Source organism: Intrasporangium sp. (assembly GCF_030452765.1).
GTDB lineage: Bacteria > Actinomycetota > Actinomycetes > Actinomycetales > Dermatophilaceae > Intrasporangium_A.
Genome location: NZ_JAKDLO010000006.1, coordinates 18,578 through 43,200 on the forward strand (window position 1 = coordinate 18,578; position 24,623 = coordinate 43,200).

The window sequence follows — 24,623 nt, forward strand, 5'->3', positions numbered from 1 at the left end:
GGACCCCGTGACCATGTGTAGACCAACGACCAGTGCCACCCCACCGCGCTTCGCGGTGATCGGGCACGACGAGGTGATGCGCGTCCTGCGTGGGCGCGAGGCCGAGGTCATCAACGTGGTCCGGCGCACCTACCTCGAGCATGAGGACGGCCTGACGACGAACCCGCCGTCATCGTTCCTGCGCTTCGAGGACCGGCCCGAGAACCGCATCATCGCGCTGCCGGCGTCGTTGGCCGGGCGGGACGGGCAGCCGGGCGTCGACGGGATCAAGTGGATCTCGAGCGTGCCACGCAATCTCGACCGGGGTCTCCCGCGTGCCTCGGCGGTCGCCATCCTCAACGACCCCGAGACCGGGTACCCGTTCGCCTGCCTCGAGGCCGCCACGATCTCGGCCGTGCGGACCGCCGCATCGGCGGCCCTCGCGGCCACCGTGCTGACAGCAGGGCGGCCTCGTCCGAGGACGGTCGGCATCGTCGGTGCCGGTGTCATCGCCCGGGCGATCCTCGCTCACCTCCTCGGTAGCGGATGGACCTTCGAGCGAGTGGGTGTACACGACCTGATGAACGCTCGCGCCGCGAGGCTGGCCAGTGACGCGGGATGCCTCGACGCGGTGACCGAGTCGACCGTCCACGCAGACGCCGAGGACGCCGTGCGCTCGCATGACCTCGTGGTGCTCACGACGGCCGCGGCGTCGCCCTACCTGACCGACCCGGCTCTCGTCGGGCACGGACCTGTGGTGCTGAACGTCTCGTTGCGTGACCTCGGGCCGAAGGTCGTCCTGTCGAGCTTCAACGTGGTCGACGACATCGAGCACTGCCTCCGGGCCGGTACCTCCCCGCACCTGGCCGAGCAGCAGGTCGGCCACCGGGGTTTCGTCGCAGGCACGATCGGCCAGGTGCTGTCCGGTTCGCTGACCGTTCCCGAGCGCGGGACGGTGGTCTTCTCACCCTTCGGGCTCGGCGTGCTCGACCTCGCCGTGGCCCGGCACGTGCACGACACGCTGCAGGCGCAGGGCGCGCTGCGCCAGGTGGACGGCTTCTTCGGCCCGGACACCGCGGAGTTCCGGTCATGACCGTGGTGCGCAGGCTGGACGAGTTCAACGTCCCTGACCTGTTCATCGACCTCGACGGGGTCACCGGCGACCGTCTCCTGCTCAAGTGCGAGGCGTTGAACTTCGCCGGCTCGATCAAGCTCAAGACCGCCGTGGGGCTGCTCGATCGAGCCGAGCTGCGCGGCCAGGCGGTCCCCGGGGAGAGCCTGCTCGTGGAGAGCTCCTCCGGCAACCTCGGCATCGGCTTGGCCCTGGCGGCAGCCAGCCGCGGTTACGACTTCACCTGCGTCACCGACCTCCGGTGCAACCTTGCCTCGATCAGCCTGATGAGAGCGATGGGTGCGACGGTCGACGTCATCACCACGCCCCACCCCGAGCGCGGCCTGCTCGGGGCGCGCCTCGACCGGGTGGGCGCCATCGTGCGCACGAACCCGCGGGCGGTGTGGCTCAACCAGTACACCAACGGGGCGAACCCGCGTGCGCACTTCGACACCACGGGTCCGGAGATCCTGGCCGAGTTCTCCCGGGTCGACGTGGTCTTCCTCGGTGTCGGCACGTCGGGCACCGCGATGGGGGTCGCCCGATACTTCCGCCGGTACAGCCCGGCGACGACCCTCGTCGGCGTCGACGTCGCCGGGTCGGTGACCTTCGGTGGGTCGCCCGGGCCTCGGCACATTCCCGGCATCGGGTCGAGCGTGCGTCCACCCCTGCTCGACCTCACCATCCTCGACGATGTCATCGAGGTGACCGAGGTCGAGAGCGTCGCTGCGTGCCGATCCATGGCGCGAGGCGGACTGGTGGCGGGGGGTTCGACCGGGTCGATCGTGGCCGGCGCCCGACATTGGCTCGCGGATCATCCGCAGCCTTGTGGCGCGACCCTGATAGGGGTGTCGCCCGACCTCGGTGAGCGATACCTGTCGACCGTGTTCTGCGATGACTGGGTGCTCGCTCACTTCGGGGCCGAGTCGCTCGATCCGGGTCTCGGAGCGACCGTCCCGGCAGAGGCGACGGCATGACCGGCCACGGCCCGACCACACCCCTGCGAATCCCACCCACAGCGGCGCAGCTCAGCATCTACCACGACGAGGTGCTCGCGTCGGGACCTGTCCTGCACACGATGGGCGACTGTCTCGACATCAGCGGCGAGCTCGATCTCGAGCTGCTCGTCGAAGCGATGCACCAGCTCGTCGCGGAGGCCGAAGCGCTGCGGGCGAGGTTCGTCGAGCAGGACGGTGCGGTGGTCCAGGTCATCGAGGCGCCTGACCGCATCGACGTCGATGTCGTCGACCTGCGAGCCGCGGGCCGGTCGGACGGCGAACGCGCCGTAGGCCTGGCGATGGCCGCCATGGACGAGGACCAGCAGCAGCCGTTCGACGTCCACGCCCACCCCCTCGTCCGGATGCGCCTGTTCCGGATCAGTGACGCGCACACCCTGTGCTACCTCGCCATGCACCATGTCCTCGTCGACGGCTACAGCCGGGTCCCGCTCTACGAGCGGCTCTCCGCGCTCTATCGCGCCATGACGGCGGGCTCGGTCGACGGCGCGTGCGGCGGGCGCCTGCCCTCGCTCAGCGTCCTCACCGAGGCAGAGCTCGCCTACCGGTCCTCACCGGCCCACGAGCGGGACCGGCGCTACTGGAACGCGACCGTCGTCGCCCTGCCGGGCCCGCTCACCCTGACGGACCGCCCGGCCTGCCCCGCGTCGCGGCACCTGCGCCGTAGCCAGATCGTCGACGCGGACACGGCCCGCCGGTGGCGCCAGGCGGCCGCTGCGGCAGGGGTCAGCTGGGCGACGTTCGCGATCGCCGCGACGGCGACATACACCGCCCGGGCAGCCGGTCGCACCGACGCGGTCCTCACGATCCCGCTCACCGCGCGGACGACCGCCATCGAGCGGCGGGTGCCGGGCATGGTCGCGAACTACCTCCCGCTCTGTGTGTCCGTCGGGCCGTGGGTCACTCGGTCCGAGCTGCTTCGCGCCACTGGCTCCGCGCTCCTGCGCACGATGCGCCATCAGCGTTACCGGGGCGAGCTGGTGCGCCGCGCCGCGGGACTGGGTCGGCTGGACCGCTCTTCGTTCGGACCGTACGTCAACGTCCTCCCGCAGCCCGCGGCGATCGACCTCGGCACCGCTACGGCGACGCTCGTCAACCTGGCCACCGGAATCGTCGACGACCTCATGGTCACCGTCCTCGATGGTCCCGACGGCACTGTCGAGCTGCACCTGAACGGCAACCCGGCCCGATACCTGCCCGGGGAGCTCGATCGCCACCTCGCCGGCCTTCTCGAGGAGCTCGACTGGCTGGCGACTGCCACCCCCACCGCCCCGCTGGGCCGCCGAACGGCGCGACCGGAGCCCGGTACCGCCGACCCTGGTCGTGGCGCCGAGCGACCGAACGGCGAGGACGGCGTCGTGGAACGCATCACGGCGCAGGCCGAACGTGCGGGCAGCGCCATCGCGGTCGTCGACGAGCACGGCGCCACGACGTACACCGCCCTCGTGGCCGGTGCACGCGCACTGGACCGGCGTCTTCGAGCCAGTGCTGTCGTGGCCGTCCTCGCCGAACCGGGGTCGGCGTTCGTCACTGCGGTGCTCGCCGTCCTGGGTGCGGGAGGCGCCTTCGTGCCACTCGACGTGGACGCGCCGGCCGAACGCACCGCGCGCCTGCTGAGCGACTGCACGGCGGACATCGTCCTCGTCGACGCTCGCGGACGAGAGGTCGTCGCGGACCTGCTCGCGCGGCTGCCGGACCGGCCAGGGCCGCACGTCGTGGACATCGACCGGCCCAGCCAGGAGGCAGAGCTCCCGGCCACTCGGGACGAGCACATCGGACCGGGGTGGCCACGCGACCGCGCGGAGGACCCTGCCTACGTGCTGTTCACGTCCGGCTCGACCGGGCGACCCAAGGCTGCGGTCGTGCGACACGTGGGGCTGCTCAACCACCTGCTGTGCAAGGTCGAGCTGCTGGGCCTGGACCGTGATGCGGTCGTGGTCCAGAACGCGCCGGTGACCTTCGACGTGTCGATCTGGCAGATGCTGGCGCCGTTGATCGTCGGCGGCCGGGTCCGGGTGGTGACGCGGACTCAGGCAGCCGATCCGGATGCGCTCGCGCGCGTGGCCGCCGCCGCCGCCGTCACGGTGCTCGAGGTCGTCCCGTCGCTGCTCGGGGCGGCTCTCGCCCTCTGGGGTGACCAGGCGCACCGGTCGCTCGCCGGGCTACGGCACCTGATGGTGACCGGGGAGTCGTTGCCTGGCGCGCTCGTCGCCGACTGGCTGACCCGGCATCCGGCGATCCCGGTCGTCAACGCGTACGGCCCGACCGAGTGCTCCGACGATGTCGCCCACGCCGTGCTGACCACCGCCCCCCAGCCCGGCGCGGGTACACCCATCGGCGTCCCCATCCGCAACACTCGCCTGCGCGTGCTCGGCCCGGACCTGATGCCGGTGCCCTCCGGCGGCGTCGGTGAGCTGCACGTGGCCGGTACCTGCCTCGGGCTGGGCTACCTCGGTGCGCCCGGTCGCACCGCGACGACCTTCGTCGCGGACCCGTACGGTCCGCCCGGCGGCCGGATGTACCGTACCGGTGACCAGGTGCGCTGGCGTCCCGACGGCCAGCTGGAGTTCGTCGGCCGGCTCGACCACCAGGTCAAGATCCGCGGCCAGCGGGTCGAGCTCGGCGAGATCGAGTCCGCCCTGCGGAGCCTCCCGACGGTCGCCGAGGCCACGGTGACCGCGGGGGTCGCCGAGGGCCGAACGACCGTCTCCGCCCACCTGGTACGCAGCCCCCGCGTCTCCGAGGACACAGGCAGTGGGGGCGCAGACGACGTGGCCGTGGATGACGCCGGCGTGGACAGCGACGCCGCGGACGCCACGGCATGGCTGTTCGAGATCCGGAGGTCTGCCGCCAAGGTGCTGCCGGAGCACATGATCCCGACCCGGTGGGCGAGCGTGCCCGGCCTGCCGCTCACCGCGCACGGCAAGGTCGACCGGGCGGCGCTTGCGGCGGCGCCGACCATGCTGCTCGCCCGGGAAGCCCACACTCCCTCCCGGGACACCGGGCCCGATTCCTCGACCGCGGCCGGAGCCCGGACGGCGTCCGACGAACGACGCACCGTCCTGCAGGAAGAGTTCGCCGCCGTCCTCGGGATGGCCCAGGTCGCCGGGGACGACGACTTCTTCGGCCTCGGCGGCGACTCCATCAGTGCGATCCAGCTCGTCGCCAGGCTCCGCTCACGCGGCTGGGTCCTGCGCGCCAGTGACGTCCTCGCGCTCGGCACGCCGACGGCGCTGACGCCGGCGCTCGCGCCGGTGACGGCGGAACCCGCGGCCGGGCCGACGGCCGGCATCGCACGGAGCGGGCCAAGGCGCTCGCCCCCGGACCCGACACCGATCGCGCTGCAGCTCGCCGAGGACGAGGAGCAGCTCAGCGGTCCGGCGCGCTGCTACGCCCAGGCGGTGCGGCTGCGCGCCGGCCGACAGCTGGGGTCCGACGAGGTCCGCGACGCGCTGCGTGGCCTGGTCCAGGCGCACCCCTCGCTCGCCCTACGGTTCGGCCAGCTCGCCCCCGGCGTTTGGGCCCCATCCATCCCTGCCGACTCGTGCACCCCGCCGGCCGGTCCGACGCGGGGGGAGGACGGGTCCAGGACCGCCCAGCCGCCACTGGCCACAGTGGCCTCGGGCACCGACGTCGCGGAGTCCGTCCGGCACGCGGCGGTCCGGCTCTCGCCCGACGAGGGGCGACTGTGCGCAGCGGTGCTCGAGGAGGGCGACCCGTCGCACCTGATCATCGTCATCCATCACCTGGTCGTCGACGGGGTCTCCTGGCGGGTGATCGCGGACGACCTGCGCCTCCTGCTCGGCGACGCGCCGGTGCCGAGCGAGACGACCGGCTTCGCCGAGTGGAGCCACGAGCTCGGACGGTTCGCTCGACGTGCCGACGTGGTCCGAGACGAGCTCGCGGCGTGGCGCGCGCTACTCGCCCGTCCCACCTCCCGCCCGTTCGCCGAACCGCGAGCCGGGCGACACACGGTGGGAAGCTCGAGCCAGCTGACGCTCGAACTGCCCCCCGCCGCGACGAGCGCCCTGCTCTGCTGTCCCGCCGCCTACCGGGTCGAGCTGAACGACCTGCTCCTCGGCGCGCTCGGCCACTCCATGGGGCGTTGGCTCGCCGAGCCTGCGACGGAGGGCGGTGCCGGGCCCACGGAGCCCGAAGCCGTGATGGTCGAGCTCGAAGGACACGGTCGTGAGGCCCTCGACGGCGTGGATGGGCTGGACGTGTCGCGCACGGTGGGGTGGTTCACCTCGACGTTCCCCGTGCCCGTGCCGACCGGCTGCCATCGCGCCGGACCCACCGCGCTGCGGGCCGCGGTCAAGGACGTCCACGCGACGCTGCGCGCCCTGCCGCGCCACGGTCTGGGCTTCGGCCTGCTGACCCGTCTGCACCCCAGCGCCGACCGGCTGCTCGGGCCGGTGCAGAGGCCACTCGTGGGCGTCAACTACCTCGGCCGGTTCGCCGCCGACGCGGCCGACGGGTGGTCGTTCACCTCTCTGACCCCGTCAACCGGCTCATTCTCTCCGGGCCAGACCGAGACCACGCTCGTCGCGAGCCACGGCCCCATCGCGACCGTCTCGCACCCGCAGCTCAACCTGCGTCACCCGCTCGAGCTGACCGCGAGCATGCAGGACCGTCCGGACGGGCGGGTGCTCGTGACCCACTGGCTGTGGTCCGACGAACTCGTGGGCGGCCGTGACGTAGCGGCTCTCGCGCGTGGCTTCCTCGGGGCGCTCAACCGGCTCATCGAGGACGCTGCCGACCCGGACAACCTCGTCCCGACCAGCGCCGACCTCCCTCTGGTCGAGCTCACCGCCGACCAGTTGGCCGAGCTAGTCCGGTCCGCCGGGCCAGGCGTGCTCGACGTCCTCCCACTCACTCCGGTGCAGCGCGGGATGTACCTGCAGTCGCGCTTCGCGCCACCAGGCCGCGACCCTTACGTGTTGCAGGTCGTGGCGGACGTCGAGGGGAGCGTCGACGTCGAGCGGCTGCGGGCTGCCTTCGCGAGGGTGCTCGACGCGCACCCCCACCTCGGAGCACAGTTCCAGCTACCCCTGGACGGGGAGCCGGTGGCGGTCATCCGGAGGCATGACGGGGTGCCCATCGGCACCACCGACCTCAGCGCGCTGCCGCGCGAAGCCGCGGCGGCAGCGTCCGCGGACGCCGCCCGCGTCGAACGGGAAACCCCCTTCACCCTGGACGACGGCCCGCTCGTGCGGTGCCGGGTGGTGCTGGGTTGCGAGGGCGTGCCGACGAGGCTCGTCCTGACGATCCACCACATCCTCGTCGACGGCTGGTCAATGCCGTTGCTCGTCGACGAGCTGCTGACCGCCTACGCGACGCGGGCGCCGCGCCCTGCCACGGCGACACCGGACACCGCCTTCACGGGATACCTCGACTGGTTGCGCAGGCGGGACGACGAGAGCGCGCTGCGCACCTGGCACGACTACCTCGCCGACGTGCCGGGGCCGACCATCGTGGGCCGGCCCGCCAGGTCCTCGCGGTCCCTTCCGGCGCGAGTCGGTCCCGCCGGACGGGCGGCGTCGGTGGGCTCCGGGCCGGATCAGGCCTGGATCGATGTCGACGGTGCGGCCCTCGCCGAGACGGCACGCCGCCACCACGTGACCATTGCGACGGTCGTCGCCACTGTCTGGTCCGCCGTCCTGTCGGGTCTGGGACACGGGCCCACGCCCGTCTTCGGCCTCGTGGTCACGGTACGCCCGGACGAGGTCGACGGTATGGCGACCGTCATCGGCCCGATGCTCAACACCGTGCCGGTGCGCGTCCTGCGGCATCCCGGCGACGACGTGTCGACGACCCTGCGCCGCGCCCAGACGGAGCTCGCCGGACTTCGTGACGGCCTGCACCTCGGGCTGGCCCGGGTGCTCGACGTCGCCTCGCACCTACGCGACGGTGGTGAGCCGTTCGACTCGGTCGTCGTCGTCGAGAACTTCCCTCGCCAGGACTTCCGGTGGCGCGCCCGCGGTGGCCTCGTCATCGGCGCGAGCCGCGTTGTCGAGGCCCGCCACCAACCCGTCGGCCTCGTCGTCGACACGAGCGGCCGCACGGTGCGGCTGCGCCTCGAAACCGACCCCGAACGGGTGGACCCCGAGCTCGCGCACGGCATCGCCGCCGAGCTGGCCGCAGCCGTGCACCAGCTCGTTCGCGGCCGGCTGCCCACCGCGATGGCGGTCCACGCGCCGAAGGTGGCAAGGAGCCGGCAGGCGGCCCCAGGGCCCGCGACCGGGCCGGCGTGCGACGAGCTCGTCGAGCGAGCCGACCCCGCGCCGACGCCGGCGCAGCGCCTCGTCACGGACGTCTTCGAGCGAGTCCTCGGTGCTGGCCCCGTCGGGATCCACGAGAGCTTCTTCGCCCTGGGGGGCGACTCCGTCGCGGCGATCCACGCCGTCGCCAGGCTGCGCGACCAGGGCATGCACATCACCGCTCGTGACCTGTTCGAGGCGCCCAGTGCTGCGCAGCTCGCGCATCGCCGTGCCGCAGACCAGGACGGGTCGGCGGGAGCCGCCCCGGATGCAACCAGCGGTGCTGAGCTGCGCGCCTCCAACGGGCGGCCACCGGTCGATCCAGACCCGCCGAGGTCGATCGACCTGTCCCCCGAGGAGCTCGACCAGCTCGACGCCGAACTCGGCTACCAGGAGGGCCCGCCGTGAGCACGAGGAATGACTACCTGCCGTTGACCCCGCTCCAACAGGCGATCCTCATCGACGACATCGGCGGCGCGGCCTCCGATGCCTACGTCATGCAGGTCGTGGCCGACTTCGGGGCCGAGCTCGATCTGCCACGGCTGCGGCGGGCCTGCCAGCGACTGCTGCGACGCTTCCCGAACCTTCGCGCCTGCTTCCGTCAGCGGCCGAACGGCCAGTGGGTGCAGGTCGTGCCTGCCGACGCCCAGGTGCCATGGCAGGTCGTCGACATCGGCCTGCCGGCCGGGCCGGGCGGCGGAGCGGACGCATCGGCCTCGGACGCCTGCATCGACTCCCGGGTCGAGGAGCTCACCGAGGCCGACCGGACCACGCCGTTCGACCTCACGACGAGCCCTGCGGTGCGTGCCGCCGTGTTGCGGCGGCCCGACGGCACGAGCCGTCTGCTGCTGAGCCTGCACCACGTCGTCGTCGACGGCTGGTCGTTGCGCCTGCTCGTCAACGAGCTCGCGCAGGGCTACCTCCACCCGGACCAGCCCGTCACCGAGGACGGCACCCACCGCAGCTTCCTCGCCTGGCACGCCTCGATCGACCCGACCCAGGCCCGCAGCGCCTGGTCCGGCGCGCTCGGCGACGTGCCGGCCCGGACGATGCTCGCGTCCCTGCCTCGCCCGGAGCACCAACCGCGGCGGGGGACTGACGAGATCGAGGACGGCCTCTCACCCGAGGAGTTCGTCCGGGTGACCCGCTGGCTACGCGAGCGCGGCCGCACGCTCAGCGATCTCGTCCATCTCGCCTGGGCGATCGTGCTGGGCCGCGTCACCGGCGGTGACGACGTCGTGCTCGGCATGGTCGACTCCGGGCGCTCGGTACCGGTCGCCGGCATCGAGACGGCGGTCGGGCTCTTCGCGAACACGGTCCCCGTCCGGGTGCGGCTGCTCCCCGACCAGACCTGCGCCGAGCACCTCGACCGCGTGCACGCCGACCAGATCGCCCTGATGGAGCACCGTCACCTCAGCCTCGCCGACGTGCTGCACGCCGCTGGTGCGAGCGGCCTGTTCGACACGCTCGTCACCTCGCTCGGCTACTTCGAGTCGACCTCGGGAGAGTGGACGGGCGACCAGGTCGGGCTCCGGTCCGTGCAGGTACGCACCGGCACCGCATATGCCGCGACGCTCACCGTCGTGCCGTCCGACGGGCTTCGACTGCGACTGCACTATCAGACGGCCGTCGTCGCCGAGCAGGTCGCGCGTCACCTGCTGCACCAGGTCCTCGGCCTGGTCCGAGGCTGTGCCGAGATCGCCGGTCAGCCGGTCGGCGCGCTCGAGCTCACCACAGCGGAGCAGCGCCGCTTCGCCCAGTCGGCCGGCACCGGCGCCCCTGCCCTCGGGGCGGGGCTGACCTTTGCCGACGTGCTCGGCGAGAGCCTCGGCCGGCACGCCGCCAGGACCGTCCTCGCTGCCGGTGGCGAGCACCTGACCGGCGCCGACCTCGCCGCTCGGGTCAACCGGCTGGCTCGCCTGCTCCTCGCGCACGGGGTCGGTCCCGAGAGCGTCGTAGGCATCGCCTGCCTGCGCGCGAGCGACCTCGTCGTCGCTGCGGCCGCCGTGCTCACGGCCGGCGGCGCGTACCTCCCGCTCGACACGACCCAGCCCGCACTGCGCCTGGCGCACTGCCTCGCGGACGGCCGCCCGTCCGTCATTCTTGGCGTCGAGGAGACACTGGAGCGTCTCGCCCGGGCCGCCACGCTCGACGACACGGTCGTGGTCCGTCTCGAGGACCCGACGGTCCGTGCGTCGCTGGACGCGCTCGACCCTGCGCCGGTGACCGACACAGAACGGCTGGCGCCGCTGCGTCCGCAGCACCCGGCATACCTGCTCTTCACCTCCGGGTCGACGGGGCGGCCGAAGGTCGTCGTGGTGACGCACCGGTCCCTCGTCAATGTCGCTCTCGACTACGTCCACCGGATCGGGCTGAGACCGGACGACCGGCTGTGCGCCGTCACGTCGTTCGGGTTCGACATCGCCACCCTGGAGCTGCTCGCGCCACCGCTGGCCGGAGCCTGCACCGTGCTCGCCGACGAGGCGACGACCAAGGATGCCGAGGCGATCGACCGCCTGATCCGAGCCCAGGCGGTGACCCACCTGCAAGCGACCCCGGTGCACTGGCGGGCCCTCGAGCAGAGCCGGGCGACCTCGCTGCGCGGTCTCGTGGCGGTGACCGGCGGGGAGGCCTTGAGCCGCTCGCTCGCCGACCGGCTCCTCGGCCACGGCGTCACCCGACTGCTCAACCTCTACGGTCCGACCGAGACGACGATCTGGTCCACCCACGCCGACGTCCGGCCGGGGGACCGGGGCGCACCGCTCATCGGGCGCCCGATGGCGGGCAACGACCTTCGGGTGCTCGACGACGTCCTGCACCTGGTCCCGCCGGGAGTTCCCGGCGAGCTCTACATCGGCGGTGCGGCGCTGGCCCGCGGTTACCTCGGCCAGCCCGGACTGACCGCCACCCGGTTCGTCGCCGACCCGTTCAGTCCGGTCGGTACCCGGATGTACCGCACCGGGGATCTCGTGCGATGGGCCGACGACGGACAGCTGGAGTTCCTCGGCCGGGTCGACCACCAGATCAAGATCCGCGGCTTGCGGGTCGAGGTCGGCGAGATCGAGTCGGTACTCGCCGAGCACCCCGGGGTGCGGCTCGCCGCGGTGCTCCCGCATCGGCGCGGGCCGGACGCGGAGCCGACCCTCGTCGCGTATGTCGAGGGCGGCCCGGAGCCGATCGACCCGACCCGGCTCACGACGTTCGCGGCCGAACGACTGCCGGCTCACATGGTGCCTGCCGTCGTCGAAGTGCTCGACGCACTGCCGCTCACCGCGAGCGGGAAGATCGACCGGACCGCGCTGCCGGCCCCCCGCAGCTCGGTCCTCGCCCCATCGAGCGCCCTCGAGCGTCGGGTCGCCGCCATGTTCGCGGATGTGCTCGGTGTCCAGGTCGACTCCGTGCACGACGACTTCTTCCGCCTGGGCGGCCACTCGCTGCTGGCCGTGACTCTCATCAGTCGGCTGCGCAGGGACCTCGGGGTCTCGCTCGACCTGCGCGCGGTCTTCGCGGCACCGACGGTCGGCGCCCTCGCGGCGGCGTTGGAGGGCGCCCGCTCGGCGGGCGGTCCCGACCTCCCGCCTGCCGGTCCGGGTGCACGGATTCCTCGACTGGGTCTGGAGCTCGGGCCTCTGTCGGCTGCGCAGCGACGCATGTGGGTACTCGCCCATGTCCTGGCCAACAGCGCGTACAACGTGCCCGTCGTGGTGCGCCTGTCGGGCGATCTCGACGTCGCGGCACTCCGGCTCGCCCTGGGCGACCTGCTGGCCCGGCACGCCGTGCTGCGCACCCTGCACCCGAGCGTCGAGCACGTCCCGACGCAGGTCGTTCGGCCCACACAGGCGGTCACCTGGCCGCTGGAGATCGTCGACGTCGCCGGCATCGACGCTGCCGTCGAACTCCTCACCGACCGCGCCGCCGGCACCTTCGATCTCGAGACCGAGCTGCCGGTCCGGGCCGTGCTGGCCCGGTGGGCCGATGACGAACACGTCCTGGCGCTCGTCATCCACCACATCGCGGTTGACGGCTGGTCCCTCGGGGTGCTCGGGGACGAGCTGGGATTCGCCTACGCCGAGCGACACGCCGGCGAGACGCCCACCTGGCCGGGGACCAGCCTCGACTACCTCGACGTCACGTTCTGGCAGCGGGTCCGACTCGGCGAGGGACCGGGCAGCGCTCGGGAACGCGAGCGGGCGTTCTGGCGGGACGAGCTGGCAGACCTCCCCGTCGAGATCGAGCTGCCATGGGACCGCCCCCGCCCCGAGCAGTCGAGCGGCCGCGGCGCCTGTGTGAGCAGGTGCCTGCCGGACACGCTCGCCGCGCGCGTTCTCGAGCAGGCCCACCAGTACGGTGTGACGCCGTTCGTCGTGCTCCAGAGTGCGGTAGCCGCGACCCTGGCCCGGCACGGCGCCGGCTACGACATCGTGCTCGGCGCAGCCGTCGCGGGGCGGGACCACCCCGACCTCGAACAGGCCGTCGGCCTGCTCGCCAACACGGTCGTGCTGCGCACGGACTGCTCCGGGAACCCGACCTTCGCAACCCTGTTGCGGCGCACCCACGCACGGACCCTCGCGGCGCTGGAGCACCAGTGGCTCCCCTTCGACGAGGTCGTCGAGCTGGTGGCCCCGCCCCGCTCCGCCGGCCGGCACCCGCTCTTCCAGGTCGGCATCGTGCTGCAGAACGCCCGCGCCCCGCGGCTGACCATCGACGGAATCTCCACCGAGGCGGTACGCCTCGACACCCGCGCTGTCAAGCTCGACCTCGGCTTCGAGCTCGGTCCGCCACCGGGCAGGGACGACGGACTCGAGCTGGCGCTCGAGTACAACACCGACCTGCTCGACGCCGACTCCGCCGAAGGGCTCGTCGACCGTTTCGTCCGGCTGCTCGGGGCGGCCACGGACGCCCCGGACACCCGACTGGACGAGCTGGCCCTGCTCGCGGACGACGAGAGAGACCTACTGCGAGGGCGCTCCCGCTCGCAGGACCGGCGCGAGGACCCGCGCGGGGCGCGCACCCTGGTCGAGCGCTTCGACGCCGTCTCCGTGCCCCGCTCCGACCGGGCAGCGCTCAGGTGGCGAGACGACGCCGGCGATCGGGAGCTGTCCTACGGGCAGCTGCGGCAGCGCTCGGCAGCCCTGGCCCGCCGGCTGATCGCACACGGCATCGGTCCCGGTGACATCATCGGACTGGTCGCCCCACGCTCTGCGGAGTCGGTCGTCGCGATGCTCGCCATCCTGCGCGCAGGTGCCGCCTACCTGCCGGTCGACCCCGCCCACCCCCTCGACCGCGTCAAGGGGGCCTTCGACGAGGCGGGGGTCGCGCTCGTCGTCACGACTCGCGAGTCTCGCTCCGAGGTGGAGTCGCACCTCGACCTGCCGAGCGTCGTCACCGACATCGAGGATCCGGTGGCTTCGGGAACCGACCCCCGGGTCGAACTGCTCGAGCCCGCCGGACCAGACCATCCGGCCTACCTCATCCAGACCTCCGGGTCGACCGGTCTGCCGAAGTCGGTCGTCGTGTCACACCGCAGCGCGCTCGAGCTCGTCGTCAGCAGTGCCGAGCGGTTCGCCGTCGACGAGCGCACCCGAGCCCTCCACTTCGCCTCGATCGGCTTCGACGCGGCCTTCTGGGAGCTGGCCGTCTCGGTGCTCAGCGGTGCGAGCGCCGTCATCGCGGCCGAGGGGTCCCGTCTCGGTGCACCGCTCGCCGAGCTGCTCACGACCGCCGAGGTCGACCTCTGCGTTCTGCCGCCGGCCGCCCTGGCCACCCTGCCCGACGGCGCGCTCGAGGCGGTACCCGACGAACCGCGCGAAGGGGTCGCGCAGCCGACTGCGGCCGGGCCGGGCACCCTCATCGTGGCCGGCGAGGCGTGCCCCACGGCCTTGACCGAGCGGTTCGGTCGTGGCCGCACCATGGTCAACGCCTACGGACCGAGCGAGGCGACCGTGTGCGTCAGCTTCAGCGACCCACTCGTGCCGGGCGTCCGCCCACCGATCGGCCGGGCGTGCGCCGGTCACCGGCTCTACGTCCTCGACCGACACCTCACGCTCGCGGTGCCCGGCGCGATCGGAGAGCTCTACGTCGGCGGCAGCGGTCTCGCCGTCGGCTACCTGGGCCGCCCGGGACTCACGGCCGGCAGGTTCGTGGCGGACCCCTTCGCGAGCGACGGCAGCCGCATGTACCGCACCGGCGACCTCGTGCGCTGGCTCCCGGACGGGCAGCTGGCCTACGTGGGGCGCTGTGACCGCCAGGTGCAGATCAGAGGACATCGCGTCGAGCTGGGAGAGGTCGAGGCTGTGCTCGCCACACTGCCGGGCGTGCGCCAGGCGGTGGCCGTGGCACGCGAAGACATCCCGGGTCGGCCGGAACTGGTCGGCTATGTCGTAGCCGACCCCGGCGGTGAGGTCGGCAGCGCCCACCTCACCGCGCGGTTGCGCGACCGGCTCCCCAGTGCGATGGTTCCCGCCGCTGTCGTCGTCCTCGACAAGCTCCCGGTAACGGTCAACGGCAAGACGGACTTCGCCGCGCTACCCGCGCCGACCCGCCACTGCCCACAGGGCCGACCCGCATCCGCCGGTGTCGAGACCACGGTCTGTCACGCCTTCGCCGCGGCCCTCGCGTTCGACGGCGTCGACCCCGAGGCGGACTTCTTCGACCTCGGGGGTACGTCCATCCTCGCCGTCGAGCTGTCGGCTGCACTACGCAGTTCGGGAATGCACGTCTCGGTATCCGACATCGTGCAGCTGCGTACCGCGGCCGCAGTGAGCGCCCAGCTGTCCCGCACGGACGGGCCACCGGCTCCCCCGCCCACACCGGGGGCACCCTCGGCTGCCGAGACCACCGTCCGCGGCCGGCCGGCCCGTGACGCAACACGCGAGGAGGCGTTCGCGCCCGTCGTGGAACTCGGCGGCCCGCCCACCGGGCCGGCCCTGTTCTGCCTGCACAGCGGTTTCGGCACAGCGCTCCCGTATGTACGACTGGCCGCCCACCTGCGCGGCCGGGCCGGGCATCCGGAAGACCGCGATGCGGACCTTCGGGTCATCGGCATCCAGTCGCTGGCGCTTGACCCCGACCGCCCCCTTCCCGACTCCATCGAACAGGTCGCCGACGAGTGCGTCCGCCTGATGCGCGCTAACCAGCCACACGGTCCCTACCGCGTGGCTGGGTGGTCGTACGGAGGGCTGCTCGTGCACGCCGTGGTGGCCCAGCTCGAGGCCGAGGGTGAGCGGGTCTGCGCGGCGGTCGTCGTGGATGCCTTCCCGCCATTCCGCGAACCTGACCCCCACCCCGACCCCGACCGTGTCCCGGACCCTGCGGACGACCTGCAGCTCGAGGAGGCGTTGGACGCCGTGCCCGCCGAGGCCGACCTGCTCGCGTCGGCACTGGTCCACGCCGGCGTCACCGACCCTCCCGCCGTCGCTGACATCGCCGAGGCCGTGCAACTCGTGGTCAGCCGCGGACGACTTCCCGGCGGTGTCGACATACCCGCCGCTCGCCGCATCGTGGAGCTGATGCTGCGCCACGCCGAGCTCGTGCACCGCTACCGCCCGGTCCAGGTCAACGCGCCACTGACGGTCGTCGCCTCGATCAGCGAGGTCGGCGAGCACGGCGCGCAGCGCCGCGCGAGGCGATGGGCGCCCTACACGGCGGGAGGCACGAGCGTGCTCACGTCGCCGCTGGCGCACGACGACCTGCTCGACGACGAAGGGTCCACGACCGTAGCGGCCGCGGTCCGGGTGGCACTGGCCGACCCGCCTCCGACGCCGGAGCCGGGCCTCGGACAGCGGCCGCGCAGGGACCACCGCCCGCTCGGCCGCGCGACACCGCGCCGACCGATCAGGCTGCCGGAGCGCGGGCCTCGGCGAACGGGTGTCCTGGCCACCCTGGACCAGGTGAGCACACTCACCGGCAGAAGGCTGCATCACGTCCTGGCGGCACCCGGACGCCTCGTCGGCGTGCTGATGAACCCGCTCGTCATGCTCCTCGCCGTCGGATACCTCTTCCGCGACGCGGTGAAGCTCCCACCCGGCGCCACGGACTACCTCGCCTACCTCGTGCCGGGCGTGCTGCTGCAGGTCGGGCTGGCCAGCATCGGCCCGTCCGCGATCACGGTGAGCTCGGACGTGCGGCAGGGACTCATGGGCCGCCTCCGAACGATGCCGATCCGTCGTTCCGCGGTCGTCGTCTCCCACGTGATCGGCGACACCCTCATCGGCGTCGTGGTACTCGCCCTGGTCGCGCTCGTCGCCCTCGTCGTGGGGTGGGCGCCTGCGGCCGGCCCTGTCGGCGTCGCCGCCGTGCTCGCCGGACTGGCGATCATCACGCTCTTCGTCGCGTGCATGGTCCTCGTGGGCGTGCACCTGGGCCTGTCGATGGACCGCCCCGAGTCGATCGACGCCGTCGGTGCGCTACTGCTCGTCGTCTGCTCGTTCCTCTCCTCGCTCGTGCTGTCCCCTGCCGCACTGCCCTCGTGGATCCGACCGATCAGCCAATGGAACCCGATCTCCATCGTCGTCGACCAGTGTCGGCGGCTGTGGGGCATGCAGCTGCCCCCCGAGTACGCCGTGGACGTCCCGCCCGGGATGGTGGCGATCGTCCTGGGTGCCGTCCTCGTGCTGCTCTGCTGGTCGGCGACCCGCCGGTTCGCGGGGCTGCGCCTGACCCCCTGAGCCCGGCCCGCAGCCGGCAGCTCGGGGAAAAGAGTGGTACCTGCACCCCTGCGGCGACCCACCCGGGACGAACACGATTGACACACGGGGCAGAAGCCTCGTAAGACTCGAGGAGCGATCATGACGACGAACGTCACCAGGTCCGCGCGCCGTGCGGGTACCTCAGTCCCTCCACCTCGGTCCCCGCGACGGCTCACGACCCGGGTCGCCATCTGGAGCGCGCGACGTCCGGGACGGGCGATCGCCCTCTGGCTGCTCGCGATGACCCTGGCCGCGGCTCTCGGCGTCCTCGTCGCACCCCGCACGGCCAGCCAGCTCGACCTCGGCGTCGGTGAGTCCGGCCGCGCCGACCGGGTCGCGGCCAACGCCGGCTACGTCGACCGGGCCGTCGAGAACGTCCTGATCAGCGCAGGGAGCGGGACATTCGATCCTTCGAGCGCAACGGCGGTCGGGGTGGCGGCGGCGACGGCGCTACGCGCGGTGCCGGTCGTCGATACCGTGACCGGCCCGGTGGCCGCCGCGGACGGCAGCGCGGTGCTCGTGCGAGCCCAGCTGCGGGCGACGTCGGACGAGGCAGCGAGCCGGCTGGGCGACATCCGGGCTGTGGTTGCGACGGTGCAAGACGCGCACCCGGACCTGCGAGTGGAGCAGGTGGGCGACGCCTCGATCCACGCGGACTTCCAGGACTGGCTCGGCAAGGACCTGCAGCGGGCGACCATGCTCAGTCTCCCGGTGACGCTGGTGATCCTGCTCGTCGCCTTCGGCGCGCTCGCCATGGCGGCGACACCAGTCATCCTCGGCATCGCCGCCGTGGCAGCGACGTTCGGCCTGTGGTCCGTCGTCTCCCAGGCGATCCCCGATCCCGGCATGGTCGGCCACATCATCCTGCTCGTCGGCATGGCGGTCGGCGTCGACTACTCCCTCTTCTACATGAGGCGCTACCGCGAGGAGCGCCACCACGGCACCGCTCCCGTCGATGCGGTTCGAGTCGCCGCAGCCACCGCTGGGCACTCGGTGATCGTCTCCGGCGCCGCAGTCGTGTGCGCCATGGCCGGGCTGTTCATCACTCAGGACGCCGTCTTCGAAGCCATGGCCGCCGGGGCTGTGCTCGTCGTCATCGTCGCGCTCGGCTCGTCGCTGACAGTGCTTCCTGCCCTGCTGTCGGTGCTCGGCCGCTGGGTCGACCGGCCACGCGTGCCCATCGTCTGGAGGCTGTCGGCAGGGTCGCGGTCCCGCACCGTCGGCACCACTGTCGGGTGGGTCGTGCGGCATCCGGTGATCTCCTCGATCGCGTCCGCGCTCGTCGTCGCAGCCATGTCCTTCCCGCTGCTGTCGATCAGCCTCAAGGCCACCCAGGTCGCCGACTTCCCGCGCAACCTCACCACGATGCAGACCTATGACCGCCTCGTCGCGGCCTTCCCCGGCGACACCAGCTCGGACGTCATCGTCACGCAGGTACCGGCAGGCTCCAGCGGCCAACTCGCGTCCGGGATCAAGCGGCTCACGGCCGACGTCGCGGCGCGACCCGACGTGTTCGCCGACGTGTCGCACGTCTGGACGTCGACGGACGGAACCACAGCCCGAATCGTCGCCTCCGTGCCCCACGCCGTTGACTCGGCATCCGGACGGGACTCGGTCGCGCTGTTGCGTGGCGGGATGGTCCAGGAGGCGTTCGGGTCCATCCCCGGGGCCACCTACGGCGTCAGCGGTGACATCGCCTCGGACCTCGACTACACGCGGAACCTGGAGCAGAAGCTGCCGATCGTCATCGCGATGGTGCTGCTGATGACCTTCGTCGTCATGTGGCGCTCCTACCGGTCGCTGGTCGTGGCGCTCGTCACGGTAGTGCTCAACGCGATGTCCTTGACCGCGACCTTCGGAGTGCTCGTCCTGATCTTCCAGAACACGTGGGCCGAAGGGCTGCTCGGCTTCACGTCGACCGGCCACGTCGTGTCGTGGGTGCCGATGCTGCTCATCGTGGTGCTCGCCGGGCTCTCGCTGGACTACCACGTCTTCGTCGTCAGCCGGATCCGCGAGAACGTCGCCAACGGTCAGACGATCCGGCAGGCGGTGCGCGACGGCATCGCGCGGACGGCTGGGGTCGTCGCCGGCGCCGCCGCCGTGATGATCGGCGTGTTCTCGATCTTCGGTGCGCTGACCTTCATCGAGCTCAAGCAGATCGGCGTCGGACTGGCCGTCGGAATCGTGATCGACGTGACCGTCATCCGGATCGTCACACTGCCCGCCTTCCTGGTCGTCTGTCGGCGCTGGCTGTGGCCGGCGCGATGACGAGGTGGGTCCGGGCCCTCGCCCCGGCCGAGCATGGTCACTCGCTGACTCGCTGACTTGCTGTCAGGTGCACGTCAGAGCCGGGTCAGCCCGGGTGGACACGCTTGTCGGACAGCACCCGATCGGAAGGCCAGAGGTCATGTCCAACCCCTTTGACGACGAGAACGGACGGTTCCACGTCCTGGTCAACGCCAGCGGCGAGTACAGCCTGTGGCCGGACTTCGCCACCGAGCCGGCCGGCTGGATCCGGGTGCTCGGCTCCGTGTCGCGCACCGAGGCGCTCGAGCACGTCGAAGCGCACTGGACTGCCCTGAGCCGGGACGGTCTCAAGGGCGCCCGGCGCGCCGCACGCCAAGCCGAGAGGGCAAGCGGATGACCGTCCGCCGCACCACCCGACCGGGGAGGCGACCGAAGGGCAGGCATCGGTCGAGTACGCGTCGACCATCGGGGAGGCTGACCGGTGCGGCGGTTCGTGCGGAGCGGGCGACCGTGCCCGAGCCGGGCCCGGGGGCCGATCGACACGCTGACCGGGATGCCGGCCGCCCGGTCGAGGTGCGGGGGCTGACCAAGCGCTACGGCGAGCATGAGGTGCTCCGCGGGGTCGACCTGTCGGTCGAGGCCGGGTCGGTGCTGGCCCTGCTCGGGCACAACGGTGCCGGCAAGACCACCCTCGTGCACGTGCTCAGTACGCTGCAACGCCTCGACGGGGGCATGGTGCGGGTGGGCGGACACGACGTCGTGGCTGCGCCGGAACGGGTCCGATCGGTGATCGCGCTGGTCGGTCAGTCCAGTGCCGTCGACGAGCTCCTCTCGGGGCGGGCCAACCTGGTCATGCTGGCCCGGCTCTCCGGCCTCACCCGGGCCGCGGCGACACGCCGCGCGGCCGAGCTGCTCGCCGACCTGGCGCTCGACGAGGCCGCCGACCGGCGAGTGGACACGTACTCGGGTGGTATGCGTCGACGTCTCGATCTTGCGGCCGCGCTCATCACCCGACCGGACGTGCTCTTCCTCGACGAACCCACGACGGGGGTCGACCCGACCACCCGCGCCGAGCTCTGGGATGCCGTCAGGTCCCTCACCGACCTGGGGGTCGCCGTGCTCCTGACGACGCAGTACCTCGACGAGGCCGAGGCGCTCGCCGATCATGTCGTCGTGCTTGATCACGGCCGGGTCATCGCCACCGGCGCGGCCCGCGACGTCGCCGCCCTCGCGGGCGGCAAGCGGCTGCTGGTGACCGTCAGCGACCCAGCCGAGACCGAGCGTGCTGCCGCTCTGCTCGGCCGCCTCGCCACGGAAGCACCCGTCGTCGACCCGCGGCGTGGCACGGTGTCATTCACGCCCGCCGACCCGTTGGCGGCGGTCGCCTCGGTGGCCTCCGCCCTCGACGCGGCCGACCTGGCGGTGCACGCGGTCACCCTGCGTGAGCCCTCCCTCGAGGAGGCGTTCGCCCACCTCACCTCGTCCGCTCCGGTGGGCGAGGAGCCGGCCGGGAGCAGGGCCGCCGAGCACCGCGCCGCCATCGGGGCGGGTCCGTGACGGCGGCCCTCGTTCCCTGCAAGGTCTGGGTGGCTCGTCCGGACCCGGACGATGTCCGCCATCTGCAGGGCCAGAGCCTCGCCCGCTGCCTGCGGCTGCGCCAGCCCGCGGACCGCGCCCGCATGGCTACCGGACAGCGCCTGCTCGCCCTCGTGGCTCGGGCTGTGAGCGGCGACCCGTCAGCCCGCGTCGTGCGTCGGTGCTCTACCTGCGGCTCGACGCAGCACGGTGCCCCCCGTATCGCTGCCCCGCACGACCGGTTCGGCATCTCGCTCTCGCACAGTCATGAGCTGGTCGTCGTCGCCGCGTCCGATCAGGCTCGGGTCGGTGTCGACGTCGAACGAGTGCGGCACCACGAGCCACGGGCCGCCGCACTGTTCTGCGCCCCCGGCGAGCTCGCGGCAGACCTGCGCAGCGCCCGTCCCGACCTCGCCCTGACGACCAGGTGGGTGCGCAAGGAGGCGGTGCTGAAGGCGGCCGGGTGGGGACTGGCGTCTCCGCCGGTGGACGTTCGGATCAGCGACGTCGGCGACCGCCCGGGGGTGCGGTCATGGTCCTGTGCCGCACCTGCCGGGATACGCCCCGAGCAGGTAGGCTGCGCCGATCTCCCGTCCGCGTTCGTCGGCGAGGACTATGTCGGCGCAGTAGCCGTCATCGGTGCCCAGCGGGTCGTCGTCGAGGTCATCCTCCAGCCTGATCCGTGGGAGAGCAGGCTCGGGGCGGGCCCTCGGCTCAGGAGCGCAGGTAGCTGAGCACGGCCGCGACACGCCGGGACGAGTCAACCGTCGGCGGCAGGTCGAGCTTGGTGAAGATGCTGTTGATGTGCTTGGCGACAGCCTTGTCGGTGATGAACAGCTTGCGGGCGACGACCGAGTTGGAGTCGCCCTCGGCCATCAGCGCGAGGACCTCGGTCTCGCGAGGGGACAGTCGCCCGGTCAGCCCGCGTTGACGTTGTCTGGCGATGAGCCTCCTGACGACGTCCGGGTCGACGACGGTGCCACCGGCACTCACCGAGCGCAGTGCGTCGACGAACTGCGCATCGTCGAGCACACGGTCCTTGAGCAGGTAGCCGACCCCACCGCGGTCATCCTCGAGCAGCTCGTCGAGATAGAGCAGCTCGACATACTGCGAAAGCAGCAGCACCGGCCGCCCCGGCGTGCGGCCGCGAAGCCCTCTGGCCAGGCGCAGGCCCTCGTCCGTGTAGGTCGGCGGCAGTCGGATGTCGAGGACCGTCACATCCGGCTCGAGCCGTTCGACCGTCTCGATCACCTGGGTACTGTCCGCGAGCGCCGCGACGACGTCGATGCCGTGGCCCTGCAACAGGCGCACCAGACCCTCCCGGAGCAGGTACTGGTCCTCCACGACAACGAGCCGCACGTGCTTCGATCCTCCTCGTCGGGCCGTTCCGTCGAGGAGAAGCACACTCGGCGGCAGCGGCAGGGTTCCCATTCTGTGCGTCAGACCCGAGGCCCGCCACTGGGAGTCGCGCACGGGAGGATACGCGGACGGAGAGGATACGCGGACAAGAGTGGTGCTGGCGCCCCTGCGCTACGGTGCCGACACGTCGACCATGGATGTCATGACCACCTCAGCCCTGCAGGATTCAAACATGGCCAATCAACCTCCCACGAGCGCAGCCGGCCGGTGGCGCGGCATGCGCCGGAGCGCCACCCTCCTCGCGTTGGCGCTCTGGGACGCCGTCCTCGCACTGTGGACGGCCCTGTGGGTCACCTTGGCCGTCACGGGCCTGGGACTCTGGCCGCTCCTCGGCAGCCTGCGGGTGGTGCGGACGGAGTCGCTGCGGCAGCGTCGCCTCGCCGTCGAGTACTCGGGTGTCCACACCCATCGCACCGATGTGCCGTGGCCGGATCGGCAGACCGGTGTGCGTGGCGTACTCAACATGGTGCGCACCGTGCTCTCCGACCGGCGGGCCTGGGCCGACCTGCTGTGGGTCGTCGTCAACCCCCTCGTCGGTGGCGCCATCGCAGCGGCACCGCTGGTGCTCGCGCTGCATGGCGTGTTCGGCATCCTCCTGCTCTGGCTGTGGCAGCCCGTCGTCCAGCACTGGGACAACAGCTGGTACACGGTCATCCCACTGACCGGCCTCCCCTCGGCCGTGATGGCGGCCGGCCTCGGGGTGGTCGAGGTGGTGCTCGCCTTCGTGCTGGCCGGCCGGTTCGTGGATCTGCATGCACGGTGGGTGCGTGCGGTCCTCGGCAGGGTGTCCGTCACGCAACTGCACGACCGGGTCGTCGCGCTGACCGACTCGCGTGCCGACGTCGTCGAGATGCAGGCGGCCGAGCTGCGCCGAATCGAACGTGACCTGCATGACGGCGCCCAGGCGAGGCTGGTGGCCATGGGGATGAACATCGGCGCGGCCGAGCAGCTCATCGGGAGCGACCCGGAGGCGGCTCGACGGATGCTGCGCGCCGCACGGGCCTCCTCGGCCGACGCCCTGGCCGAGCTGCGCGACCTGGTGCGGGGGGTCCACCCGCCAGTCCTCGCCGACCGAGGTCTGGCCGAAGCCATGAGGGCGTTGGCGCTCGAAGCCCCCGCCACCGTGGAGGTCATCGCCCACATGTCCGGGCGCGCTCCCCTGCCGATCGAGGCCGCCATGTATTTTGCGGGCTCCGAACTGCTCAGTAACGCTATGAAGCATTCGGGGGCAAACCACATCGAGGTCATGGTGACCGACGCTGATGGACTGTTGTCCCTGACGGTCAAGGACAACGGGCGAGGGGGCGTCGCGCCGTCGCACGGTTCTGGCCTTCGCGGTGTGGAACGACGACTAGCCGTCTTCGACGGCTCGCTGAGCATCCAGCAAACGCCGGGAGGTCCAACGGTGGTGACGGCCAGCGCGCCGTTGGCGCCACTCTCATAGTGCAGTGAGCCACGTCAAAGGCAGTCGATCATGCAGATCAACCTACTGGGGCCGATGGTCGTCCTCGGCAAGACGGGACCGTGTTACCTCAGGTCCAGACAGGTGGGCGCGCTCCTCGCGGTCCTGGCGCTCTCCTCGGGAGAGACGCGGTCTCCGGCTGCGCTCGAGCAGGAGTTCTGGCCGGACCAGGAGCTGAAGAATACGCGTAACGCGCTTCATGCCACCGTCTCTCGCCTGCGCCGCTTCCTGGCCGAGGTCGGGACCAAGGGCGAGGGCGTCACGCTGCACTCCAGCGGGGGACGGTACCGACTCGACGTGCCGCCCGGATGCGTCGACGCGCTCACCTTTCGCTCGTTGGTGCGTCAGGCCGAGACCACCTTGCCGTCCCATCCGCTCCAGTCGCTCGAGTACTTCGAGGCCGGGCTGGCCCTGTGGTCTGGGCCGGCCCTGGATGACGTGGCCTCGTGCACCGAGCTGCGCGCCGAGAAGGTGCGCCTCGACGAGCTGCGCCTCACCGCCCTCGAGGGGGTGGCGGAGGCCAGGCTGCGACTGGGCCACACGCGACGGGTCGTCGGCGACCTGCGCCACCTGGTCGAGATCCACGGGGACCGGGAGCGGCTCACCGAGCTGCTGATGCTTGCGCTCTATCGCTCAGGACAGCAGACCGAGGCCCTCGACGCCTTCGACCGGCTCCGCTCCAGGTTGAACACGGAGTTCGGCATGTATCCCTCGCGGTCTCTGCGGACGATCCAGCAGGCCATCCTCGAGCAGGACCGGACACTGGATCTGGCGGTCGCGTTCGGCCAGGCGACGGTGTCGGCGACTCGTCAGTAGCGTGTCAGTGTCCCGTCACGTGGCGCCCCTAGCGTGGGCATATCACGAGAA

Annotated in this window: 11 protein-coding genes; 10 read left to right on the top strand and 1 reads right to left on the bottom strand. The window is 72.0% G+C overall.

Annotated elements, in window-relative coordinates:
* The first annotated feature begins 13 nt into the window (after positions 1-13).
* The 8 genes from sbnB to L0H79_RS01615 all read left to right on the top strand — a co-directional run bounded on the left by sbnB (position 14) and on the right by L0H79_RS01615 (position 21,609).
* Positions 14-1,072 carry a 2,3-diaminopropionate biosynthesis protein SbnB gene (gene sbnB, locus L0H79_RS01580; RefSeq protein WP_301482781.1) on the top strand — a complete coding sequence of 353 codons (1,059 nt, stop codon included), beginning with the start codon at positions 14-16 and terminating at the stop codon, positions 1,070-1,072.
* On the top strand, positions 1,069-2,067 hold the full coding sequence (locus L0H79_RS01585; protein WP_301482782.1) for a pyridoxal-phosphate dependent enzyme: 999 nt from the start codon (positions 1,069-1,071) through the stop codon (positions 2,065-2,067). Before sbnB ends, L0H79_RS01585 begins: the two co-directional genes overlap by 4 nt.
* Positions 2,064-8,774, top strand: a complete 6,711-nt coding sequence (locus tag L0H79_RS01590) for a non-ribosomal peptide synthetase (RefSeq protein WP_301482783.1) — start codon at positions 2,064-2,066, stop codon at positions 8,772-8,774. Before L0H79_RS01585 ends, L0H79_RS01590 begins: the two co-directional genes overlap by 4 nt.
* Complete coding sequence (locus L0H79_RS01595; protein WP_301482784.1) at positions 8,771-17,032, top strand: non-ribosomal peptide synthetase; 8,262 nt, start codon at positions 8,771-8,773, stop codon at positions 17,030-17,032. The genes L0H79_RS01590 and L0H79_RS01595 overlap by 4 nt, the downstream gene beginning before the upstream one ends.
* A gap of 120 nt (positions 17,033-17,152) precedes the next feature.
* Positions 17,153-19,321 carry an MMPL family transporter gene (locus L0H79_RS01600; RefSeq protein ID WP_301482785.1) on the top strand — a complete coding sequence of 723 codons (2,169 nt, stop codon included), beginning with the start codon at positions 17,153-17,155 and terminating at the stop codon, positions 19,319-19,321.
* Positions 19,322-19,460: 139 nt separating this feature from the next.
* Complete coding sequence (locus L0H79_RS01605) at positions 19,461-19,697, top strand: MbtH family protein (RefSeq protein ID WP_301482786.1); 237 nt, start codon at positions 19,461-19,463, stop codon at positions 19,695-19,697.
* Between the two features lie 113 nt (positions 19,698-19,810).
* Complete coding sequence (locus L0H79_RS01610; protein ID WP_301482787.1) at positions 19,811-20,857, top strand: ATP-binding cassette domain-containing protein; 1,047 nt, start codon at positions 19,811-19,813, stop codon at positions 20,855-20,857.
* A 29-nt stretch (positions 20,858-20,886) separates the two neighbouring features.
* Complete coding sequence (locus tag L0H79_RS01615) at positions 20,887-21,609, top strand: 4'-phosphopantetheinyl transferase superfamily protein (protein ID WP_301482788.1); 723 nt, start codon at positions 20,887-20,889, stop codon at positions 21,607-21,609.
* Here the strand turns inward: L0H79_RS01615 and L0H79_RS01620 are convergent.
* The gene (locus L0H79_RS01620; RefSeq protein ID WP_301482789.1) at positions 21,590-22,234 is read right to left on the bottom strand and encodes a response regulator transcription factor; all 645 of its coding nucleotides are present in this window, start codon (positions 22,232-22,234) and stop codon (positions 21,590-21,592) included. The genes L0H79_RS01615 and L0H79_RS01620 overlap by 20 nt on opposite strands.
* Positions 22,235-22,466: 232 nt before the next feature.
* Between L0H79_RS01620 and L0H79_RS01625 the strand changes: the two genes are divergently transcribed.
* Together L0H79_RS01625 and L0H79_RS01630 are read left to right on the top strand one after the other, a co-directional pair.
* Positions 22,467-23,738, top strand: coding sequence for a histidine kinase (locus tag L0H79_RS01625; protein ID WP_301482790.1), 1,272 nt, complete (start codon positions 22,467-22,469; stop codon positions 23,736-23,738).
* A gap of 30 nt (positions 23,739-23,768) precedes the next feature.
* Positions 23,769-24,572, top strand: coding sequence for an AfsR/SARP family transcriptional regulator (locus L0H79_RS01630; protein ID WP_301482791.1), 804 nt, complete (start codon positions 23,769-23,771; stop codon positions 24,570-24,572).
* Positions 24,573-24,623 lie beyond the last annotated feature (51 nt).